Source organism: Ammoniphilus sp. CFH 90114 (genome assembly GCF_004123195.1).
Taxonomy (GTDB): Bacteria; Bacillota; Bacilli; order Aneurinibacillales; family RAOX-1; genus YIM-78166.
Map to the genome: position 1 here is coordinate 30,626 of NZ_SDLI01000015.1, position 18,933 is coordinate 49,558.

Annotated in this window: 18 protein-coding genes; 3 read left to right on the top strand and 15 right to left on the bottom strand. The window is 42.5% G+C overall.

What is annotated here, in order from left to right:
- Window positions 1-15: 15 nt before the first annotated feature.
- The gene (locus tag EIZ39_RS22795; RefSeq protein WP_129203238.1) at window positions 16-1,359 is read right to left on the bottom strand and encodes an MATE family efflux transporter; all 1,344 of its coding nucleotides are present in this window, start codon (window positions 1,357-1,359) and stop codon (window positions 16-18) included.
- Window positions 1,360-1,704: 345 nt separating this feature from the next.
- On the opposite strand from EIZ39_RS22795, the gene EIZ39_RS22800 reads away from it, so the two are divergent.
- Complete coding sequence (locus EIZ39_RS22800; protein WP_129203240.1) at window positions 1,705-1,863, top strand: DUF1540 domain-containing protein; 159 nt, start codon at window positions 1,705-1,707, stop codon at window positions 1,861-1,863.
- Between the two features lie 143 nt (window positions 1,864-2,006).
- Here the strand turns inward: EIZ39_RS22800 and EIZ39_RS22805 are convergent, their stop codons facing one another.
- The 11 genes from EIZ39_RS22805 to EIZ39_RS22855 form a co-directional block, all read right to left on the bottom strand.
- Window positions 2,007-2,900: a DMT family transporter gene (locus EIZ39_RS22805; protein WP_129203242.1), complete on the bottom strand. Its 894-nt coding sequence runs from the start codon at window positions 2,898-2,900 to the stop codon at window positions 2,007-2,009.
- A 27-nt stretch (window positions 2,901-2,927) separates the two neighbouring features.
- Window positions 2,928-3,707 carry an ABC transporter ATP-binding protein gene (locus tag EIZ39_RS22810; RefSeq protein WP_129203244.1) on the bottom strand — a complete coding sequence of 260 codons (780 nt, stop codon included), beginning with the start codon at window positions 3,705-3,707 and terminating at the stop codon, window positions 2,928-2,930.
- Window positions 3,704-4,570: an ABC transporter ATP-binding protein gene (locus EIZ39_RS22815; RefSeq protein WP_129203246.1), complete on the bottom strand. Its 867-nt coding sequence runs from the start codon at window positions 4,568-4,570 to the stop codon at window positions 3,704-3,706. The genes EIZ39_RS22810 and EIZ39_RS22815 overlap by 4 nt, the downstream gene beginning before the upstream one ends.
- Window positions 4,571-4,594: 24 nt before the next feature.
- Window positions 4,595-5,383, bottom strand: a complete 789-nt coding sequence (gene nikC, locus EIZ39_RS22820) for a nickel transporter permease (RefSeq protein WP_483296069.1) — start codon at window positions 5,381-5,383, stop codon at window positions 4,595-4,597.
- 53 nt (window positions 5,384-5,436) lie between these two features.
- Complete coding sequence (gene nikB, locus EIZ39_RS22825) at window positions 5,437-6,381, bottom strand: nickel ABC transporter permease (RefSeq protein ID WP_129203250.1); 945 nt, start codon at window positions 6,379-6,381, stop codon at window positions 5,437-5,439.
- A gap of 1 nt (window position 6,382) precedes the next feature.
- Window positions 6,383-7,984 (bottom strand): nickel ABC transporter substrate-binding protein, encoded by a 1,602-nt coding sequence (gene nikA, locus EIZ39_RS22830; protein ID WP_240675915.1) that lies wholly within the window; start codon window positions 7,982-7,984, stop codon window positions 6,383-6,385.
- Window positions 7,985-8,318: 334 nt separating this feature from the next.
- Window positions 8,319-8,588: a hypothetical protein gene (locus EIZ39_RS22835; RefSeq protein ID WP_129203252.1), complete on the bottom strand. Its 270-nt coding sequence runs from the start codon at window positions 8,586-8,588 to the stop codon at window positions 8,319-8,321.
- Window positions 8,589-8,733: 145 nt separating this feature from the next.
- Window positions 8,734-9,639 carry a PhzF family phenazine biosynthesis protein gene (locus EIZ39_RS22840; protein WP_129203254.1) on the bottom strand — a complete coding sequence of 302 codons (906 nt, stop codon included), beginning with the start codon at window positions 9,637-9,639 and terminating at the stop codon, window positions 8,734-8,736.
- A gap of 15 nt (window positions 9,640-9,654) precedes the next feature.
- Window positions 9,655-10,134 (bottom strand): GNAT family N-acetyltransferase, encoded by a 480-nt coding sequence (locus EIZ39_RS22845; RefSeq protein WP_129203256.1) that lies wholly within the window; start codon window positions 10,132-10,134, stop codon window positions 9,655-9,657.
- A gap of 7 nt (window positions 10,135-10,141) precedes the next feature.
- Window positions 10,142-11,251 carry a PQQ-dependent sugar dehydrogenase gene (locus EIZ39_RS22850; protein WP_129203258.1) on the bottom strand — a complete coding sequence of 370 codons (1,110 nt, stop codon included), beginning with the start codon at window positions 11,249-11,251 and terminating at the stop codon, window positions 10,142-10,144.
- Window positions 11,252-11,738: 487 nt separating this feature from the next.
- Window positions 11,739-13,436, bottom strand: coding sequence for an amidohydrolase (locus EIZ39_RS22855; protein WP_240675916.1), 1,698 nt, complete (start codon window positions 13,434-13,436; stop codon window positions 11,739-11,741).
- 351 nt (window positions 13,437-13,787) lie between these two features.
- Here EIZ39_RS22855 and EIZ39_RS22860 point away from each other — a divergent pair, with 351 nt between their 5' ends.
- A complete protein-coding gene (locus EIZ39_RS22860; RefSeq protein WP_129203260.1) occupies window positions 13,788-14,102 on the top strand; it encodes a hypothetical protein in 315 nt (104 codons plus the stop codon).
- The gene (locus EIZ39_RS22865) at window positions 14,099-14,326 is read left to right on the top strand and encodes a hypothetical protein (RefSeq protein ID WP_129203262.1); all 228 of its coding nucleotides are present in this window, start codon (window positions 14,099-14,101) and stop codon (window positions 14,324-14,326) included. The genes EIZ39_RS22860 and EIZ39_RS22865 overlap by 4 nt, the downstream gene beginning before the upstream one ends.
- A 7-nt stretch (window positions 14,327-14,333) precedes the next feature.
- Here EIZ39_RS22865 and EIZ39_RS22870 read toward each other — a convergent pair whose 3' ends face one another.
- The 3 genes from EIZ39_RS22870 to EIZ39_RS22880 all read right to left on the bottom strand — a co-directional run bounded on the left by EIZ39_RS22870 (window position 14,334) and on the right by EIZ39_RS22880 (window position 18,890).
- Window positions 14,334-14,654 carry a DUF3892 domain-containing protein gene (locus EIZ39_RS22870; RefSeq protein WP_129203264.1) on the bottom strand — a complete coding sequence of 107 codons (321 nt, stop codon included), beginning with the start codon at window positions 14,652-14,654 and terminating at the stop codon, window positions 14,334-14,336.
- A gap of 260 nt (window positions 14,655-14,914) precedes the next feature.
- Window positions 14,915-17,185: a GGDEF domain-containing protein gene (locus EIZ39_RS22875; protein WP_129203266.1), complete on the bottom strand. Its 2,271-nt coding sequence runs from the start codon at window positions 17,183-17,185 to the stop codon at window positions 14,915-14,917.
- A 28-nt stretch (window positions 17,186-17,213) separates the two neighbouring features.
- On the bottom strand, window positions 17,214-18,890 hold the full coding sequence (locus EIZ39_RS22880) for a putative bifunctional diguanylate cyclase/phosphodiesterase (RefSeq protein ID WP_164985272.1): 1,677 nt from the start codon (window positions 18,888-18,890) through the stop codon (window positions 17,214-17,216).
- Window positions 18,891-18,933: the final 43 nt, after the last annotated feature.

The window sequence follows — 18,933 nt, forward strand, 5'->3', positions numbered from 1 at the left end:
ATCGTCCAAGCAAGTTTACATCATCATACTTTTCCTTAGTTTAGGAAGATACGTCCAAGAAATCAACGAACGAGATAAACTAAATAAAACGAAGGAACACCATAATCCATGATTATCCCAAATGGGAACTAGAAGCCAAGTGGAAACTAGGAAAATGAGCATAGATAAGATCATAGTATTTCGTACAGGTCTTGCATTCGTTGCCCCTGAGCAAATGCCCTCGAACTGCAATCCCCAGAATACAGCAAAGGGAAAGAGCAACAGCCAGATTACATATTCCGATGCCACAGCCTTCACTTCTCCAATGCCCGTAAACAAGCTTATGATCCATCCTTCTGCAAGCAATAATCCTACGACTAGAAGAACCGATGCGAGAATAGACCATAATACCGTAACCCGGATGGTGGCTTCGAACAAAGCTTGATTTTTACTGCCGACCGACCGCCCAATAAGAATGGACGAGGCATTTGCGAATCCTCCAAAGAAATAAGCCAAGATGAACTGCAGCTGCATCAGGATGGCATTGGCAGCCAGTGTGACCTCACCTAACTTTGAACCATAAGCCGTAAAGGCACCAAAAACGGTGAGTAGACAAAGGGTTCGGATAAAGAGATCTCGGTTCACTTTAAACATTTTTAAAAAGGAACGGGAATCCCAAAAATGAGACCAACTCCACTGGCTCCAATCGATTTTTCGACTTGCCATTAAGAGAAGAAGACCCACTACAATCGCACTGACCTCAGAAATAACGGTAGCCAAGGCAACTCCCGGAACTCCCCATTGGAGAACAAGAACAAAATACAAATCTAGGCCTATGTTCAATAAGTTCATGAAGATCTGCAGAAATAAGGCCAGCTTTACCTTCGAAATGCCAATTAGCCATCCTAATATTACGTAGTTTGCGAGGGCAAAAGGTGCACCCCAAATGCGTATATCAAAATAACTGGCAGCCTGAGCTTCCACCACCGGGCTTGATTCCATGAGAAGAAGAGAAATATACTTTATTGGAACTTGTAGACCTATAAACAGCCCCCCCATAAGTAGCGCGATGCCTAAAGGTCTAAGCAAGAACATGAGCAAGTCCTGGACATCCCCTGCCCCTTGGGCTTGAGCCGTGAACCCCGATGTACTCACGCGTAAAAAACCAAGGACCCAGTATAAATAGTTAAAGATAAGTGCACCGATCGCCACTCCACCAATATAAGCAGGATGCGGTAGTTGACCGACAACAGCGGTGTCCACCGCGCCTAAAAACGGAGTGGATAACCCGGATAAGATCAGTGGGAGAGAAAGCTTCAAAAATTGCCCGTGTGTAAGCGGCTGTGTGGTTGAGAGTGAAGTTGTTGAGACGGTATTCATAATCCCTCCAATAATAACCGTAATTATTACGAATTATATTATCTACCATATGCGCTAAAGGGTCAAGTTATCTACCTAAAATCAAGATGCGGCCGATAATTCTACTCATCTGATCCCCACACTTTTATATAATTCATTCTCTTATGATTTCAATATATTATTGAGATTGATTTTCATTATAGATGGATGATGTGTAGGCTCCTACTCCCACGGCTTATGGAAGTTAAACTAGAAAGAAAAGACCTCAAGAAACGAGGTCTTTTTTTGATTTTGCAACCGTAAACTTGGTTTCTTCATACTAAATACAGATCAACTTGGCCAACCTATATCATGGAGGTGATATCCATGGCAAGAGACGTAAAATGCGAAGTTAACAGTTGTATTCACTGGGCTGCAGGAAACGAATGTAAAGCTTCGTCCATCTATGTTGTAAGTCGTATGAATAATAACCAAGCGTCTACATCGACAGAGACAGATTGCAAAACCTTTGAACCAAAGATCTAAGGGGAAGGACAACTCTTACTGAGTTGTCCCTTTTAATATTATTAACCAAAAATGATAATTATTATCACAATAAAATACTTTTTGCTTTAAAAATTGGGTAGTACTCTACGCCCATACTGTGTTACACCGCTTAGCGCGTATTTTTAAACCTCCTTACGTATTTCCTCCTGCTTTCCTACACTCTTCCAGCCTAGCAAATCTTTAACTTTTGCCTTTCTCGATAAAGCGATACAAGCGCCGACAATCAGCACTCCACCCACTACCGTTAGTAGATCCGGTACTTCTGCGAAAAGCAAATAGCCCCACATCGCGTTAAACGCAATACCAATATAGCGTGTGACTTCAACGACAATCGCATTTTCATGGGTAAAAGCCTTTGTCAAGAAGATCAAACCGAGAAGGGACACGACCCCTATTAATATTAAATAAAACAGTTCAAGCAGATTGGGCATCACAAAATCATTCCACATGAGTGGAACAGAGATCACCGTTGCGATAGCGAGGAAATAAAAAATGATCTCATAGCTATGATGCTTCTTCGTTAGGTGACGAATGGAAATAGCCGCCCCAGCTGCGAACAAGGCACTTAATATACCTACAAAGGCGTCCATGGTATAGCTCTCAAACTGATATGGCTTAAGCAGCAACGTAGCCCCCGCGAAGGCTATGAACAGGAAGAACATGGCGTCCGATGAAATCTTGTCCTTCAGGAAGATCGCAGACAAGAGAATCACGAATATCGGTGATAAATGCACTAGTATAACGGCATCCGTTAATGGAATCATGGCAATGGTGTAAAAGTAAGCCGTTAAATAAAGCGCTCCTAGGACCCCTCGTAATACAAGCAAGGGAATTCCAGTAGTAGAAAATGAAATTTTACTATACTTCATCATAAAGAAGATAATGACCGCTCCAATAATGCTCCGAAAAAAAGCAATTTCCGCAGGCGGAATTGCAAAGCTGGCTGCTTTTACCAAGACATTGACGATACTAAAAACAAGAGAAGAGAAAATTGCTAGAATAACACCATTCTTCATAAGTACCTCGTATGATTTTAATTAACATTAACTCACCACTGCAACTAGCCTTCGTGTATACTCATGTCTTTCTTCGCTGAGAATGTCTCGACTGGGAAACTCATCGACAATCTGTCCATCTTTCATCACAATGATCCGATCACTCATGTACCGAACAGCAGCTATATCGTGTGAAATAAAGAGGCAAGCCATACCAAGATCTGTTTTCATTTTCTTCAATAATTGAAGAATTTGGGCTTGGACGGATACATCTAAACTAGATGTCGGCTCATCGCAAATTAATAGCTTCGGCATCAAACTAATCCCGCGTGCGATCGCTACACGCTGACGCTGCCCCCCACTCAATTCATGGGGATAGCGATCGAGGTGCTCAGCTCTTAGACCTACCATCTCTAGCAGCCTGACAGCCGTATCCCTTCTAGAGTGGCGCACGTCTTCTAAAAAAGGAGGGGTCACTTCAGGAAAATTGTCGAGCGCCTCCATCACGGACAGCCAAATGGGCAAGCGCTGATTCAAGGAAGAAGTAGGGTCTTGGAATACGACTTGAACATGCTTACGTACATCCCGCAATGCTCTTCCCTTTACCTTTAGAATGGAAGTTCCACTTACTCGTACATCTCCATGATCTGGTTGCTCCAAAGCAAGCAAGATTCTTCCTAGCGTACTCTTTCCGCTTCCGCTTTCACCGACTACACCTAGACATTCTCCTTCTTCAATATGAATAGACACATCTTGAAGGGCTGACACCGGTATCCCCGATTTTTTATAGGTTTTACTTAGTTTATCGGCACTTACTATTACTCTCACGCTAGTCGGCCCCCCGTTCCCGCTAACTCTTCCTCGAGCAGCAATTGGGCATGAATTTCTGTCAAGAGAGGTCTAGATTTAAGCAGCGTTTGTGTGTAGGGATGTGTGGCTTGGTTGCGTATCACCGTTGCCGTGCCGGATTCTACAACTCTACCCTCTTTCATAACCGCAATCGTATCTGCGCGCTTCAACACTTGGCGCAGATCATGGGAGATCATGAGTACAGCACAACCTGTTTCTTTTTGCAATTCATCCAACAAATCGAGAACCGTCTCACTCGTTAGAACATCGAGAGCTGTTGTAGCTTCGTCAGCGATTAACAGAGTAGGTCTCAACATCAAAGCCGCTGCAATAGCAGCTCTCTGCCTTTGCCCCCCGCTTAATTGAAATGGGTAACTGTTAAACACCCTCTCAGCTGGCAAACCTACTCTTTCCAGCCAATCTAAGGCTTGATTCTTCGCTTCCTTGGCAGAAACATTCCGATGCGTTCGGATGGTCTCTAAAAACTGCTTCCCTATCTTGATAAAGGGGGTAAAGCTCCCTTGATAGTCTTGAAACACGAAACCAATCTGCTTTCCTCGCAATTGTCTTCTCATTTTATCCGTCTGAGCTAGAATATTCTCACCCTGAAACACAATGTGCCCGCCACTAACCTGTAGAGAATTGCCTAAGAGCCCTAGTATCGCGCTAGCTGTTAGACTTTTCCCACTACCGCTCTCTCCTACCAATGCTAGTGTCTCACCCGGTTGAATAGAAAAGTTTACATCATGAACTAGCATTTGATGATGCTTCCCCTGCTGCAGGCAAATACTCAAGTTCTTTAATTCCAAAATTGGAGCACCAAACGGTACAATCTGTGTCATCTCATACCTCCTGAGAAAAAGCTTCTATCTACTGCGGACATCTAGATAATCTCGCAGTCCATCGCCAATTAGGTTGCAGGAAATGACAACAAGCATAATCGCCACTCCTGGATAAATCATCAGTTCCGGTATCGTCTGAAAATAAGGTCGACCGTCATTGAGCATAGCCCCCCATTCCGGCGTCGGCGGCTGCGCACCTAAACCCAGATAGGATAAGGAGGATATAATGAGAATGATTTTACCAATATCGAGAGCTGCTAAAACCGCTACTGGAGAGATGATCTGTGGAAACAGGTGTCTCCATAGTATCTTCGCCGTTCCTGTACCCGCGACTCTCGCAGCTAGTACATACTCTTTTTCGCGTTCGGATAAAACAATGCCTCGAACCACACGAGCATAACCAATCCACTTAATCATCACAATAGAAAATACCATATTCGTCAGACTAGGACCGAGGAAACCAGACACAGCAATCACCCAGATAAACTCAGGCAACGCCGCAAGACCATCGACAAATCGCATGAGCAGTGCATCTAACCTCCCGCCTACATACCCAGATAGGAGCCCTAGAGGGATTCCAATCATCATAACGGTAAAGATAACAAGTGCTGATACCCCTAGCGTGATGTGGGCACCTGCCAACAATCTTGATAAAATACATCTGCCCATATGATCAGTCCCTAGTGGGTACTGCCAGCTTGACGGCTGTAATCTCTCCGACATCTGTACGGTGAGAGGGTCGTTAGGAAGAAGATAGGGCCCAATCCATGTCAACATCAAGATGACTGCCATCAGACAGATCCCCATCATCATCGATGGAAATTGAAGAAGTGTACTCCATTTCTTTCGCCGAATAACAACCACGCTCATGATGCATCCCCCTTGCCTTGGCGAATTCTCGGATCAAGCCAACCATAGCTTAGATCAACCAATAAGTTAACGAAGACGACGAACACGCCAATCAATAAAACATATCCCTGGATAATAGGATAATCACGTTGAAAGATAGCCTGAACCCCCATACTTCCTAGGCCAGGTAAGGAAAACAGGGTTTCTATTACTACGGTTCCAGCAAGCAAACTACCGATACTGATTCCAAATACGGTGACAACAGGGATTAAGGCCGCTCGGAAAGCATGCTTCAGCATCACACGCCATTCGGCAATTCCTCTTGCTCTCGCAGCCCTGATATACTCCTGCGACAAACTATCTAATAGGCCTGCGCGAAGTAATCGAGCATAAACGGCTGCCATAGCAAATCCGAGCGTAAGGGAAGGAAGAATCATATGGTATATGCTCCCTTTCCCCATGGTTGGAAGCCACTGCAGCTTAAAAGCGAACAGATAAATCAAAAGAAGTCCCAACCAGAAGCTAGGAATGGAGGCACCGATTAGAGCAAGAAAACGACTTACATGATCCGGCCAGCGTCCTGGATACTTTGCAGCCAAAAACCCTAAAGGCAAGGAAATCAAGATCATAACGATAAGACCTCCCACCGTTAGCTCTATCGTGGTTGGCAGTCGATCCATTAATTCATCCAATACCGGTTTTCCCTTAATATAGGAAGTTCCAAGGTCTAACTGCAACAAATTCGTCATCCATTGAGCGTATTGAACCAGAATAGGCAAATGGAAGCCGAGCTCCTCTCGGAGCGCAGCTTCGTCAGCTTGAGTTACAGTCATCTCATCGGAACCTAAGATTATGAGGACCGGATCCCCTGGAGCCATCTTCATCAAGATGAACGTCATTAGAGATAATAAAAATAAAACCAATACAAGCTGTCCCATCCGGGCCTTAACCAATTGAAACACGTTATTTCACATCCATTTTGTTTGTAACCATATAATATTCTTCCGCACCCGGCTTCCAATCTACCACTCTTTTATTTACACCAACGATGAGGTTTGGAAATACAGCATAGGAGTGAGGAATCTCTTGGTTAATAATTTTTACAGCTTCACGCGCTAGTTTTACACGACGATCAAGATCACTTGTTGCGTTTAACTCCATTACAATTTGACTTAATTCATTAATTTCTATACCTGCCGCATTAAGTGATCCTTCTGGCATTAAAGCAGAATTTAAGAAATAGCCTGCATCTCCTCGGGGTGCAGCCAAATTGCTATAGGTGAGAATGTCCCAATCTTTTTTCTCTCTGGAGTAAGTGTCCGCATTTTCTACTGTCTTAATTTTAATAGCAACCCCGATTTTTGCCGCATCAGATTGTAATAGTTGAGCGATCAAAGGAAGCTCTGGACGGGCCTTGTACGTAATGATTTCCATGGATAAGGGCTTGCCATCCTTCATTAGCTTGCCATCAGGTCCTTCTGTAAAGCCTGCTTCTAATAATAGTTTCTTCGCTTCTGTTGGGTTAAAAGCCGTTACCGGCTCTTGGTTAGCGAACGGCAGTTTCATGTTGAATGGCCCGTTGGCAGGTGTACCATTTCCAAGCATAATGTCATGAGCAATACTATCTCTATTAAGTAGTAGATCAAATGCTTTTCGTACTTTAACGTCTTGCAACAAAGGCTTCTGTTCATTGTATAAAAGGAAGTGTACTCTTAAACCTGGCACAGATTCTACCGCAAGTTCCGTATCTTGTTTTATCGCATCGATTGTTTCAGAAGGTATGGAATACACGATGTCCGCTTCTTTGGACTGAAGCGCTAATGCTCTCACATTAGGATCCTCATTAAATTTGAAGGTCACCTCATTGATCTTCGCTTTCCCATCCCAATATTTGTCGTAGCGCTCTAGCTGAATTTCAATATCCGGTGTAAACGACTTCACCGTAAATGGACCTGTTCCAACTGGAGCATTATTAAAAGCTTCAGTGCCCATTTTCTTCTCCGCTTCAACACTGATGACAGAAGCATAAGGATTTACTAACTCTGACGGCAGGGCTGCATGGGGTTGAGTGGTTATGATCGTTAGCTCTTGACCATTAGCCTCCATCGATGCGATCTTTAGAGCTTTAGCTAAATTCTCACTTGCAGCCATTCCCCTTTCAAACGAAGCCTTAACAGCCGCTGCATCTAATTTCGCTCCGTCTTGGAAAGTTACTCCATCACGAATCGTAAATACCCACGTTAGCTCGTCTCTGTTTTCCCATGAGGTCGCTAGCCATGGCTTAAGCACAAGGTTTTCATCTATTCGAACTAATGTCTCTACAACACCAGCTCGTAGGGTTTCCCAACTATTATGAGGATCAAGGCTACCCGCTTTAAAGTTACGTATTACCGTTATCTTTTTCATTTCCTCTTTCTTTTCTTCTGCTTGAATTGCAACTGGTTCCGCCTTACCCGCTGCCTCTTGCTTTTGGGCTCCACAACCTGTTAGCAAAAGGACAGCACTCAACATCAACGGACCGCATACTGCAGTCATTCTAGTCCTGTATTTTCCAATGATACTCATTTGTAATCCGCCTCTCCACTCTTATTAAATCGTAACAACACTAAAAATCTATAAAACCTTTATGTATATCTTATATAGAACCAAATGATAAACTATGCTGTTTTTCTTCTAAAATTAAATAGAATCTAGATCCTTTCACCTCTTCTCAGTTCACACAACCCAGAAGTGTTTTTAGTAATTATTACGATTTGAATTCTACAACGGGTTTACGCATCTGTCAATACATAGAATAAAAAAAGTTCCAGTTTTATCCTGAATTTTTCTAGAAACGAGATTTAAAAAAGACCCCATAGGGTCAATGTGAAATAAAAGATAGCTGTCTAGTTGTTTGCTACTAAAGTAACTCGTTTTCGATCTCGTTAAGTTCTTGTTCCACTTGGTTGATCTGTTGTTGCAGCCCTTGAACCTGTTGTTGCTGTTGGTTATTCTGTTGCATTTGTTGTGGCTGTTGATTCATCTGTTGCTGTTGTTGATTCATTTGTTGTTGTTGCTGAACTTGCTGCAGAGTCTGCTGTGCTTGCTGCAGATCTTGTTGAGTTTGTTGGGTCATTTGTTGACTTTGTTTCATCTGTTGCTGCTGTTGTTGTTGGTTATTCTGTTGCATTCAGTTACACCTCCAGGTCATTTGTGTGCGATTTAGCACTCCTTTAATATGGATTAATGGGGGATAAAAATACATCAGATCTTAGAGAATATATCCTTAAAGCAAAAAGCCCAACTCTAATAAGTTAGGCTTACGGTTATCCGACTTAGTTAGGCAAAGTAAGCATCCCTTCTATTGTAACAACAGCTGCCCCACCCACTTTGATAACAGGTTCCTTGTCTCCTGGGGAAATCGAAACCTCGAGTGTCCCCGGTCTGCCCACGGTATGACCTTGAGCAATTTTTAACGTATGCGCTTGATGTCTGTTAAGGAATCCCTCCAAAACTAAATATCCCGCTAGGGCTCCATTAGCCGAACCTGTGACAGGATCCTCCGCAATTCCCACTGCTGGAGCAAAGTCACGAGTGTAAAGGTCATAACCCTCTTCTTTCGTATCAAAAGTGAATAAATGCGTCGTGACGATATTCTTTTCACGGTTCATGGCTTCGAGCTCGCTTAACTTAGGGGAAGCTTGATCTATTGCTTCTTGATTTTTAATGGGGACAAGTAAATGCCAATTTCCTGTATGGGCACATTTTATCGGATAACGCGAATCGATATCCTCTACCGAAACACCAACCCATTCCGCAATCAAGTGGATATCAAAGAAGTCCTCACGGATCTTCGGAGGAACTTGCGTCATGACAACGCCTTTTAACCTCCCCTCCTCCTTGTTCCACTCCACAGGTACTAGCCCAATATATGTTTCTAATACGACCCTATCTGCTCGCTCACCCCACTCATACTCAGTCGCAAGCAACCAAGATAGACCTACAGTGGCATGTCCACAAAAATCAATTTCATTTGTAGGTGTAAAGTAACGTATTCGAAAGTCAGCCTTAGAGTCCTGAGTAGGAAGAATAAACGCTGTCTCTGACAGATTCAGCTCCCTCGCGATTTTCTGCATCTCTTCCATGGATAATTCCTTAGCATCTGGTACGATGCCGGCAGCATTCCCACCGAATGGCTCACTGGTAAAAGCATCTACATGATAAACTTTGATTTTTCGCATCCTTTCTCCTCCTCATTACACACCTATTTTCATTGGTATCCCCGCGATAATTTCCCCTTCCGAATTCGTTCTTTTCACCACATCGTAGGGCTTAAACCCCATTCTTGAATAGAACATGAGCCCTCTCGTATTCGGATTATGACAAACCAAGTGTACCTCTTTGACATGGAATTCATCCTTTGCGATGCTCATCATCTCACGAATCAAAAATTCAGCGGCTCCCTTTCCCCTATAATCTGGGGAAACAATAACCGAGCCTAACCAACACAAGCTCCCCTCTTCTACATTGTAAAGATTGGCATACCCGCAGACCTGTCCTGCTTCATCCATTATTACTGTTTGTCCGCATCTTTCCTTCGTTAGGTCCATGAGTTGCTCAACTGAAAGTGGATAATTTGCCCTCGGTGACATAAAGAAAGTTTCTTCTTCATTACGGGGAAAAGTACAAATCAAATTGAAATCCTCTAAACTAACCGGGCGACTTTGAAACATCATATCCCTCCTAATCCTTCGGCCTAAGTCTATAGATCTTATCGTCAGCCTCTTCAGGTTTGCCCCGACCGTCTCGGTTATTTGTCATGATATAAATGGACTGGTCTGGACCTTCATAGACATTACGAATCCGCCCCCACTCTTGAAGAAGAGATTCGATCTCCTCTACCTCGAGGCCATCAGATCCAAGAGATAATTTTAAGACCTGATTCCCGCGCAAATTCGCTACTAGAAGCTGACCTCTCCACGGTCCTTCCGTTATGAACGTCATGCCAGAGGGGGCCCAAGTTTCTGTTCCGCTATGAATGAATGGAGATTTTAACTCCGGCTGCTGGCTAAGCGTTTCATCCCCTTCAATAATTGGCCAACCATAATTTCCACCTGGTTCAATTTTGTTAATCTCATCATGGGCCGACTGCCCATGCTCTGAAGCATAGAGTTGCATTGTATCTGGATGCCAAGCTAATCCTTGCGCGTTACGATGTCCTAAACTGTATACCGGTGAACCCGGAAAAGGATTATCTTCTGGAATGGATCCATCTAATCCAATCCGCAAAATTTTCCCGCCAAGACTCTGTTTCTCCTGGGCCAACTCTGGTTCATAGCGATCACCGGAAGTGATATACAGATAGCCATCTGGACCCATTTTTATCCGGCCGCCATTATGATTTTGTGCCCCCGGCAGACCATCAATTATAACCCGATCAATAGATGCCTTGTTATTGTTCTCTTTCAGACGGAGCACACGATTTTGAATTTCACCATTGACTTCATAAGTATGATACACATAAATATAGCCATTCTCCTCAAATTGAGGATCCAGCACCAAGCCTAATAGACCACCTTCTCCACCACTTCGAAAAGGTTCATCCATTCGGATCACAGGTTCTTTATGTAACACTCCGTCGACAATTACCCGCACCAAACCAGGACGTTCAGTGAAAAAGATCCGACCATCGGCTGCCACATCCATTTCCCATGGAACATCCAGTCGTTCCGCTACTGTCTCTACCACGTAGGGAAATAATTCAGGCTTGGGATCATCTTCTGTTATGTTCTCTGAACAAGCTGTCACGATGAATAGAATCATTGCCATGAAGAACAAACGAACTAACTTCATCAAATCCTCCTTACACCCTTTTTCGAAAAGCACGTCTCTCCGCGTAGATTAAACATTTTTGGCAAACATAGATCTCATTTCTCCGATCATCATAATACTTCGCCGGAGATGCTCCCAACCCCTTGCATATCGCGCATTTCTTCCTCCACAGACTAGTCAACCATGAAAACAAGCTCATCCCCTCCTAAAATTCTCTTTCTATCCATGATACGTAAGCGGAGATATTCCGGCTATTTTTGATTTGTGAGCTTTTCTGTGCTAGATAACAGGAAAACTTCCGCCTACTCCCCTCATGACAAGCCAAAATAGTCATTTTACACAAGATAACGGAAAAAGCTCCTGTTATTTCTGCCCTTTTTATATACTTTAAATAAGTAACGGAAAAACCTCCGGCTATCTCAAAATATCTGATCATAATCCCTCACTTGGTTGATTTTACCACACTCTGAAAAAAAACCACCCTCTAATCGAGGGTGGTAAACATCTCCTATTTCTTTTCGTAGACGACTTCTCCTCCAAGCACCGTTTTAAGCACTTGAATATCTTTTATTTCAGTTTCTGGGCACTTCATAATGTCACGGTCGATGACGATAAAATCAGCCAATTTTCCAACTTCTAAACTACCTTTTAAATTTTCTTCAAAATGGCCTTCGGCAGCCCAAATCGTGAAAGCGCGCAAAGCTTCTTCTCTCGTCATTTTTTCTTCTGGATACCAACCACCCTCAGGTGTACCCTCACGGTCCATTCTTGTGATAGCGGCATAAATACCGTGGAATGGATTGACTAGCTCAACTGGAGCGTCAGATCCACCAACAATGTGAGAGCCCGCATCAATGGTCTTTCTCCAAGCATAGGCATACTTAATTCGTTCAGGTCCTACTCGATCCTCAGCCATATTTTTATCTGAGGTTGCATGGACAGGCTGCATGGATGGCATAATGCCAAGCTCTGCGATTTTCTGAATTTCTTCAGCATTCGCAACTTGGAAATGCTCTATCTTCCAGCGATGATCAGGCAGTGGATCCTCCTTGAGTACTCTTTCATAAACGTTAATGGACTGTTGAATAGCTCCATCTCCTATCGCGTGTGTAGCCACTTGGAAACCATACTTACGTGCTTCTTTAACTAATCGATATAATTCTTCATCTGTAAATCGATAATTGCCTTTATGCCCCGGGCGATCATGATAGTCTTCTATTAACGCGGCACTACGAGAACCAAGGGATCCATCCCCAACCAGCTTCACGGAACGAATGGTTAATCGATCCCCATACAATCCAATCTCCGGTCCTTTGCCATAGGCGAAAGCTAAACTCTCCCCAGTGGCACCGCCTTGACCATTAGCTACCATAACATTCAACCTAACTTTCAGTTGATCTTTTTCATAAAGCGCTTTCATACTTTCGATGTGGTTCAAATGAGTTCCCGCATCTGTCGCACTTGTGATCCCTTCACGAAATAGTTCTTCTTGGGCTTTCTTCATCCCTTCTTGTACACGATCTGCAGTAAAAGGAGGGATCTTAGATACCACCGGGTCTTCCGCTGTATCAATGAGCATCCCTGTTGCTTCACCATTGCTGTCTCGGATAATTTCCCCACCCTGTGGGTTAGGTGTGTCCTTTGTAATTCCTCCAATTTCAAGTGCCATAGAATTGACCCAAACAGAGTGACCATCTACACGAGTAAGCACAACAGGATTATTTGGCGCTACGGCGTCTAAATCCTCTTTTGTTGGGAATTTTCGATCTGGCCATAACTCATGATTCCAACCTCGACCAATAATCCATTCTCCTGGTTCCCGCTTTTCCGCATCCTCTTTAACTAACCTTAAAATCTCTTCCTTTGGCTTATTAAATCCATCTATTCTCAGCGTATTCATGGCCATGCCAGGAAAATGAAGATGACCATCATTCAACCCTGGAATCACGGTCTTTCCCTGTAAATCAACGACCTTCGTCTTTGGACCTATGTACTTTTTCACCAGTCCTTTGTTGCCAACATAAACAAGTTTATCGTCTTTAACAGCGAGCGCATCTGCCTTGGAAAATTTACCATCTACCGTGTAAATATTTCCGTTTGTATAGACTGTATCCGCAATCTCTTGATCCTTTGCCGCTAAAGCTCCACCCGAAAACATCGAAAAAGCTAAAACCATGGATAACAACCACTTACCTGCTTTTTTCAATTGATTCTTCCCTCCTCCATGAATGAGTTAACGTTTTCAACAAAGTTCTTACTTTGCACTCCTTCCCTTATTTTTTAGTAGGAACTACCACAAGTTCATAATTGGTAGACTATGTTTATCTTATATTGAAATATTTACCAAAGTCAATATAATAATAATAATATTTAAAATATTATATATATTATGATAAAATAACTATTTTTACTAGAATCTAGTACATAGGAACCATGACTTAGGATATCTATTGGGATATAGATTTTGGCAAGATGTGCGTTTTTATCAACTAATGATCCATGAATCAACTTAAACGGTTGGGCAAATAGCCCAACCGTTTTTTGACATACTAAACCTATGCGAGAGAAAAAGCTGCTTACAGAACAAGAATGGGTCTATCAGTATGTTCAGAACTCTAATCATCCTCTTCCTGTGGTGATGGGAACAAAGGGAACTTGGGGAAAAGACGGCAATCCCTGGATTATTCTCATAGCCGGAAGCTATGAGGATCTGATGGTGATGTGTGACATCCACGAAACTCCTCACTCTCATATCAGAAGGATGACGATTCACGATTTAGTCTACTATGCAGCTAGCATCACAGACCCTGCCACAGTAAAGCAAATTATGCATACATGGGCAGATCCTGAAAACGAGGAGGGAACTTCATGAAAAGACTGGGATTATTAGTCCTATCTTTATCTTTCTTAACCGCAGCCTGTGGAACTTACGAAGACCCGATCTCACCTAGTCGTTATCACATCGAAAATGTGGACCGCAATGCAGGTGACACATTAGATTCACAATTTCCCATTGATCCTTCAATTCAATATGATGACGAGTCCATAAACCCTGATATGGAACAAAAATTATCTCCTGGTAAAAAGATGGAGTAGTCCGATATCAAAACTCGGGCAAATGATCTAAATTATTTTCTTCAATCCCATCTAGTTCACTACGCAAGATATCACGTCCGTATTTATGAAAGACATCGACGTGAGCCAGTTTTCCAGCCTTTGCTTCTGCTAGAGCAGAAACATAATCTAAAACGCGACCCGTGTTGGTTTTAAAAGCAATGAGGTTACCGTCTTCATTTTTTTGCACCGCCACAATCTCCTCTTGACCTGCTTGAACGGGCGCTTGGCCTTCTTGAACTGCTTGCTGCTTCCCGTGCAGCAGGTATTCTTGATATATTTGTTGTAAATTTTGTTTCTGCTGAACCATTTCTTCAACCCCCCTCAAACATTTGTTCTTATATTAGAATACCCTTTGGTTCATACATTATCCTTTATATCATAGTAGAAAAAAAACACCCTCACGAGTGAGGGTGCAAGAGGAGTTGGATGGAGGGAGAAAATTTCCAATAATCCCGATAAGCCTACTATACCTGTCTCCGTCAGGCTTTTACACGAGTTTGGAAGAAAATCTCACCCAATTTTATTAGGAGAAATAGTTTCCCCTTATTTCTCCGCTTTCAAGGTAAACTAGCAACAAGAAACCCCTCGGCATTTCCCTCTGACATACACACTTCCAATAATCGCTTTAGCCGATTTTTTTAATTCGATAATCTGTTCGGAAAGATCCTCGAGTTTATAATGTTGCAAGTTGTCACAATCTAAAACACTTAACGAGATCGATACGCCTTTTGTCTCAACCTTGTTCCCCTGACGATCGACCGTCTCGATTTTCCCCATGCTGTGAAGTTGCTCATTAATAGAAGGAGAGTAGAATTCGTGAATGCCTTGATCAAATCTTTCGATGATTTCTTTACAAAGAGATTCAGCAGTTCTTTGGCTTGTAATCGCCATAAAATCATCCCCTCCAATATGACCGATGAACAGGTTGGGGTCATCCTTTTGGAGGCTGACCATGATGCCAGCCAGACGTTCAATGACCTGATCCCCTTTCTTGAACCCAAAAATATCATTGTACCATTTAAACGAATCCAAATCGGCATAGATAAGCGAGATCTCCTCCTGCTGCTCCCTTCTTCTGCGAATCTCATCTTCGATTAAGTGAATCCCGGGTAAATGAGTTAAAGAGTTGGTGTTCTTAGCCCACTCAATTTGATTTTTGGTCATTCGATCAAGAAGAGCCTGAATGGTTACAACCCCAAGGATGTGACCCTCTCTCATCACAATAATCGCATCATATAATTGATCGGCACTCCTAGACATTGCTAGCTTGGAAACAAATTCAATAGACATCGTGCTCTCTACGATGAGAGGTGTACCATCCATAATTTCAAAGACTTTTTTGTTGAGATAAAGGGAAACGCCATATCGTGTTCCAAGTCTTTGGTATAATTTCCCTTTTGATATAAGACCCACAGGTTGACGATCTTGTACGACTATGACATAGGACTCTCTCTCTGTTAGCTGAAAATAATCAGCCACTTCAGAAACATAATGCTCATGATTTACTTGCTTGGATTGAACGATAATGTCTCTTGGGATACCCTCACGTATGAAGCGTTCCCTGCTATCCACTGTTAGTCTGTTGATCTGTGGGTGCAAGGCAGGCACAGGAGAAGATAAAGATTGTGGATGGCCTAGAGCGAAACCCTGACCCATGTCGACTCCCAATGTGATGACTTTTCTCAACTCTTCTTCGTTTTCCACACCCATTGCAATGACTTGGCCGTTCATTCGTCGTACCACACTTAAAAGAAGTTTAAGCTGCTCTTCTTTCATCCAATCTAACTGAACCTCTTTTATTAGATTCTTATGGATTTTGATATACTCTGGTTGTAAAAGTTCAATTCGCTTCCAATCCAGTAAGTTATATTGGACCTGATCCAGGGCAATTGCCATACCTTGTCGTTTAAGAAGTTGTATGGAGGTTTGTATTATCTGTAGATCTTGTTCAGAAGCTCGGTCGAATTTGATCTCAATTACCAACCTCCTGGGATCAACATCTACTTCCTTCATTTTATTGACCAGGTAGATCGGGAGAGCGTTTGGATCCTTCAGAATCCGTTCGTCCACATTAACAAACAACTTCGATAAACATCCAGACTCTTTATACTTCACGAGTGCATCGTGTATGGCTCGTTTGTGTAAATCTGCCAACTTCCCCGTTTTAACAGCGTAAGCTAATACCTTTTCATTCGAAGTTTCTTCTGACGATCCTTCAAGGGTCGCCTCATAACCAACCAACGAAGCTGACTTGAGAGAATAGATAGGCTGATATTGTGGTCGAAGATCCCCACCAGAAAGCAAATGGAACAAACGCCCCTTAATTTCTTTACATTCATTATCCCGTTTATGGTAAGCCTCTAAGTAGGCCCGATTCAAGGAACCATAAAGTGGCTGAACCGCATTCACACTCTCTACTCCGTCAAGCCAACTTACCCCATAATGAATTTCTAAAAACCTATTGGTTTCTTCACTTAGCACACAACAATGACGGATTTCATCATCTAGCTGTATTGCATAAGACTCTAGCTTATCTTTTTTCTCGGAGGCCCACTGAGGGGGAATGGCGATGAAAAGGAATACCCCTTCACTGATCATTACATAATCGATCACACCCTCTGCATGGTTCCCTTTCCAGGTTGGGAGAATGCTCCCCAATAGGGAGAGAACTTCACTATGGTGTTCTCTCACCCAAACTTGACTCTCCATCCGATAGCCTATAACATCAAAGTACAAGATTCCTACTGGCTGTTTTTGTAATAAACGAAACAATCGAAGCCCTAATTGATTCCATCTTAAACTTTGCTTCATTACGTTCAAGCCCTTGATTTGAACCATCGAATTCCCTTCTCTCTCCTCTATTACATTAAACTATATTTTCCGTATATTCTCGTAGATGAAGGTTGTTGTTTCTATTATGCCGAAACAATTGAAAATCTCCGGGGGATAAGGGTTTGCTGAAGTAATATCCTTGCATTTGCTCACATTGCAGATTCAGTAATTCAGTTACTTGATGGCGCTCTTCAACCCCTTCTGCGATGACTTTAATTTTCAAGATATTGGCCATAGCGATGATCGTGGTTACAATCAATTCTTTTTTGTCTTCTGTCCCAATAGCGTCAATGAAAGATTTATCAATCTTCAATGTGTCAATGGGGAGTTGCTGTAAATATCGTAAAGAACTATAACCAGTTCCGAAGTCATCCATCGAAATATGGATTCCTAGTTTCTTTAAATCCTCTAATATTTGAATACACTGCTTAATATCTCTCATGGCTAGACTTTCTGTAATCTCTAACTCTAGATACTCAGGATTCATTCCCGTATTCTGTAATATATGGACAACTTGGTCTACAAAGTCTGTTTCATGGAACTGGGCCGTTGATAAGTTAACCGAAACAACTAAAGGTGGGAGTCCTTGGCGGATCCAAGCCTGATTTTGTTCACACGCTTTACGCAACACCCACTTCCCCATCTCCACAATGAGTCCGATTTCCTCTGCAATAGGGATAAACTCTGCTGGAGATATATACCCTAATTGGTTATGCTTCCAACGCAGGAGAGCCTCCATTCCTATCACCGTTTCGGTCCTTGCGTTCACTTTTGGCTGATAGACAATATGGAACTCTCCTTGTTCTAACGCTTTGGCTAGCTCCTGTTCAAGCTGAAACTTACGATTTTGGGTTCTTTGTAAATCTTCCGTATAAAAAAGATAGCCTTTCTTCCCATGCCCTTTGACTTGATACATGGCAAGGTCTGCATTCTTTAAGATATCCTGAATTCGATTCCCATCCCTCGGATATATACTTACGCCGATACTGGTTGTAATGGAGTAAGGTTGGCCTTGAATTAGAAAATGCTGTTGGAATGCTTCAAGGATCTGATCCAATACTTCAACCATCTCCTTCTCGGTACGCTTAGACAAAATGAAGATAAACTCATCACCGCCAATTCGGTACAGTGGAATACCATAATCCTCAAGGAGAAGATCCAAACGACGGGCCACTTGCTCTAACAACTGATCCCCCATTGCCGGCCCTAAGGTTTCATTGATCACTTTAAATCGATCCAGATCCATTAAAGCCACACCAACACACTCTGATGAGATGGAAACCTCTTGAATTTGCTGCTCTAAATCTTGATAGAACTTTTTTCGGTTAGGAAGATGGGTAATGGAATCAAAATGGGCAACCTGTGTTTTTTCTTCATGTAGTTGTTCAAGTGTACCTATTAATAAATTAAAATCCGAGGTTAATGAGGAAATTTCATCATTTTGTTTAACATCCGCACGAATGGACAAATCTTTCGTCGTCTTAATCTGTTGAATTGTACGGTCAAGCTGAGTAATTCGCGATAGGACATCACATTGTAAAAATACTCTGGTTTGGATCAGACCTATAACCAGTAGGAAAATGGATCCAAATAAATAATTAGTCATACCATTTACCAAAAAGATAATCAATGCAACCAAGATAAATAATAGACTAAAATAAAGGTTAATCTTAGCACGAAGAGTCATCATACTTTCCTTAATTTTTGACATTATAGTAGTCATGGGCAATTCAAATTCGGTCCCTTTCTAGTAA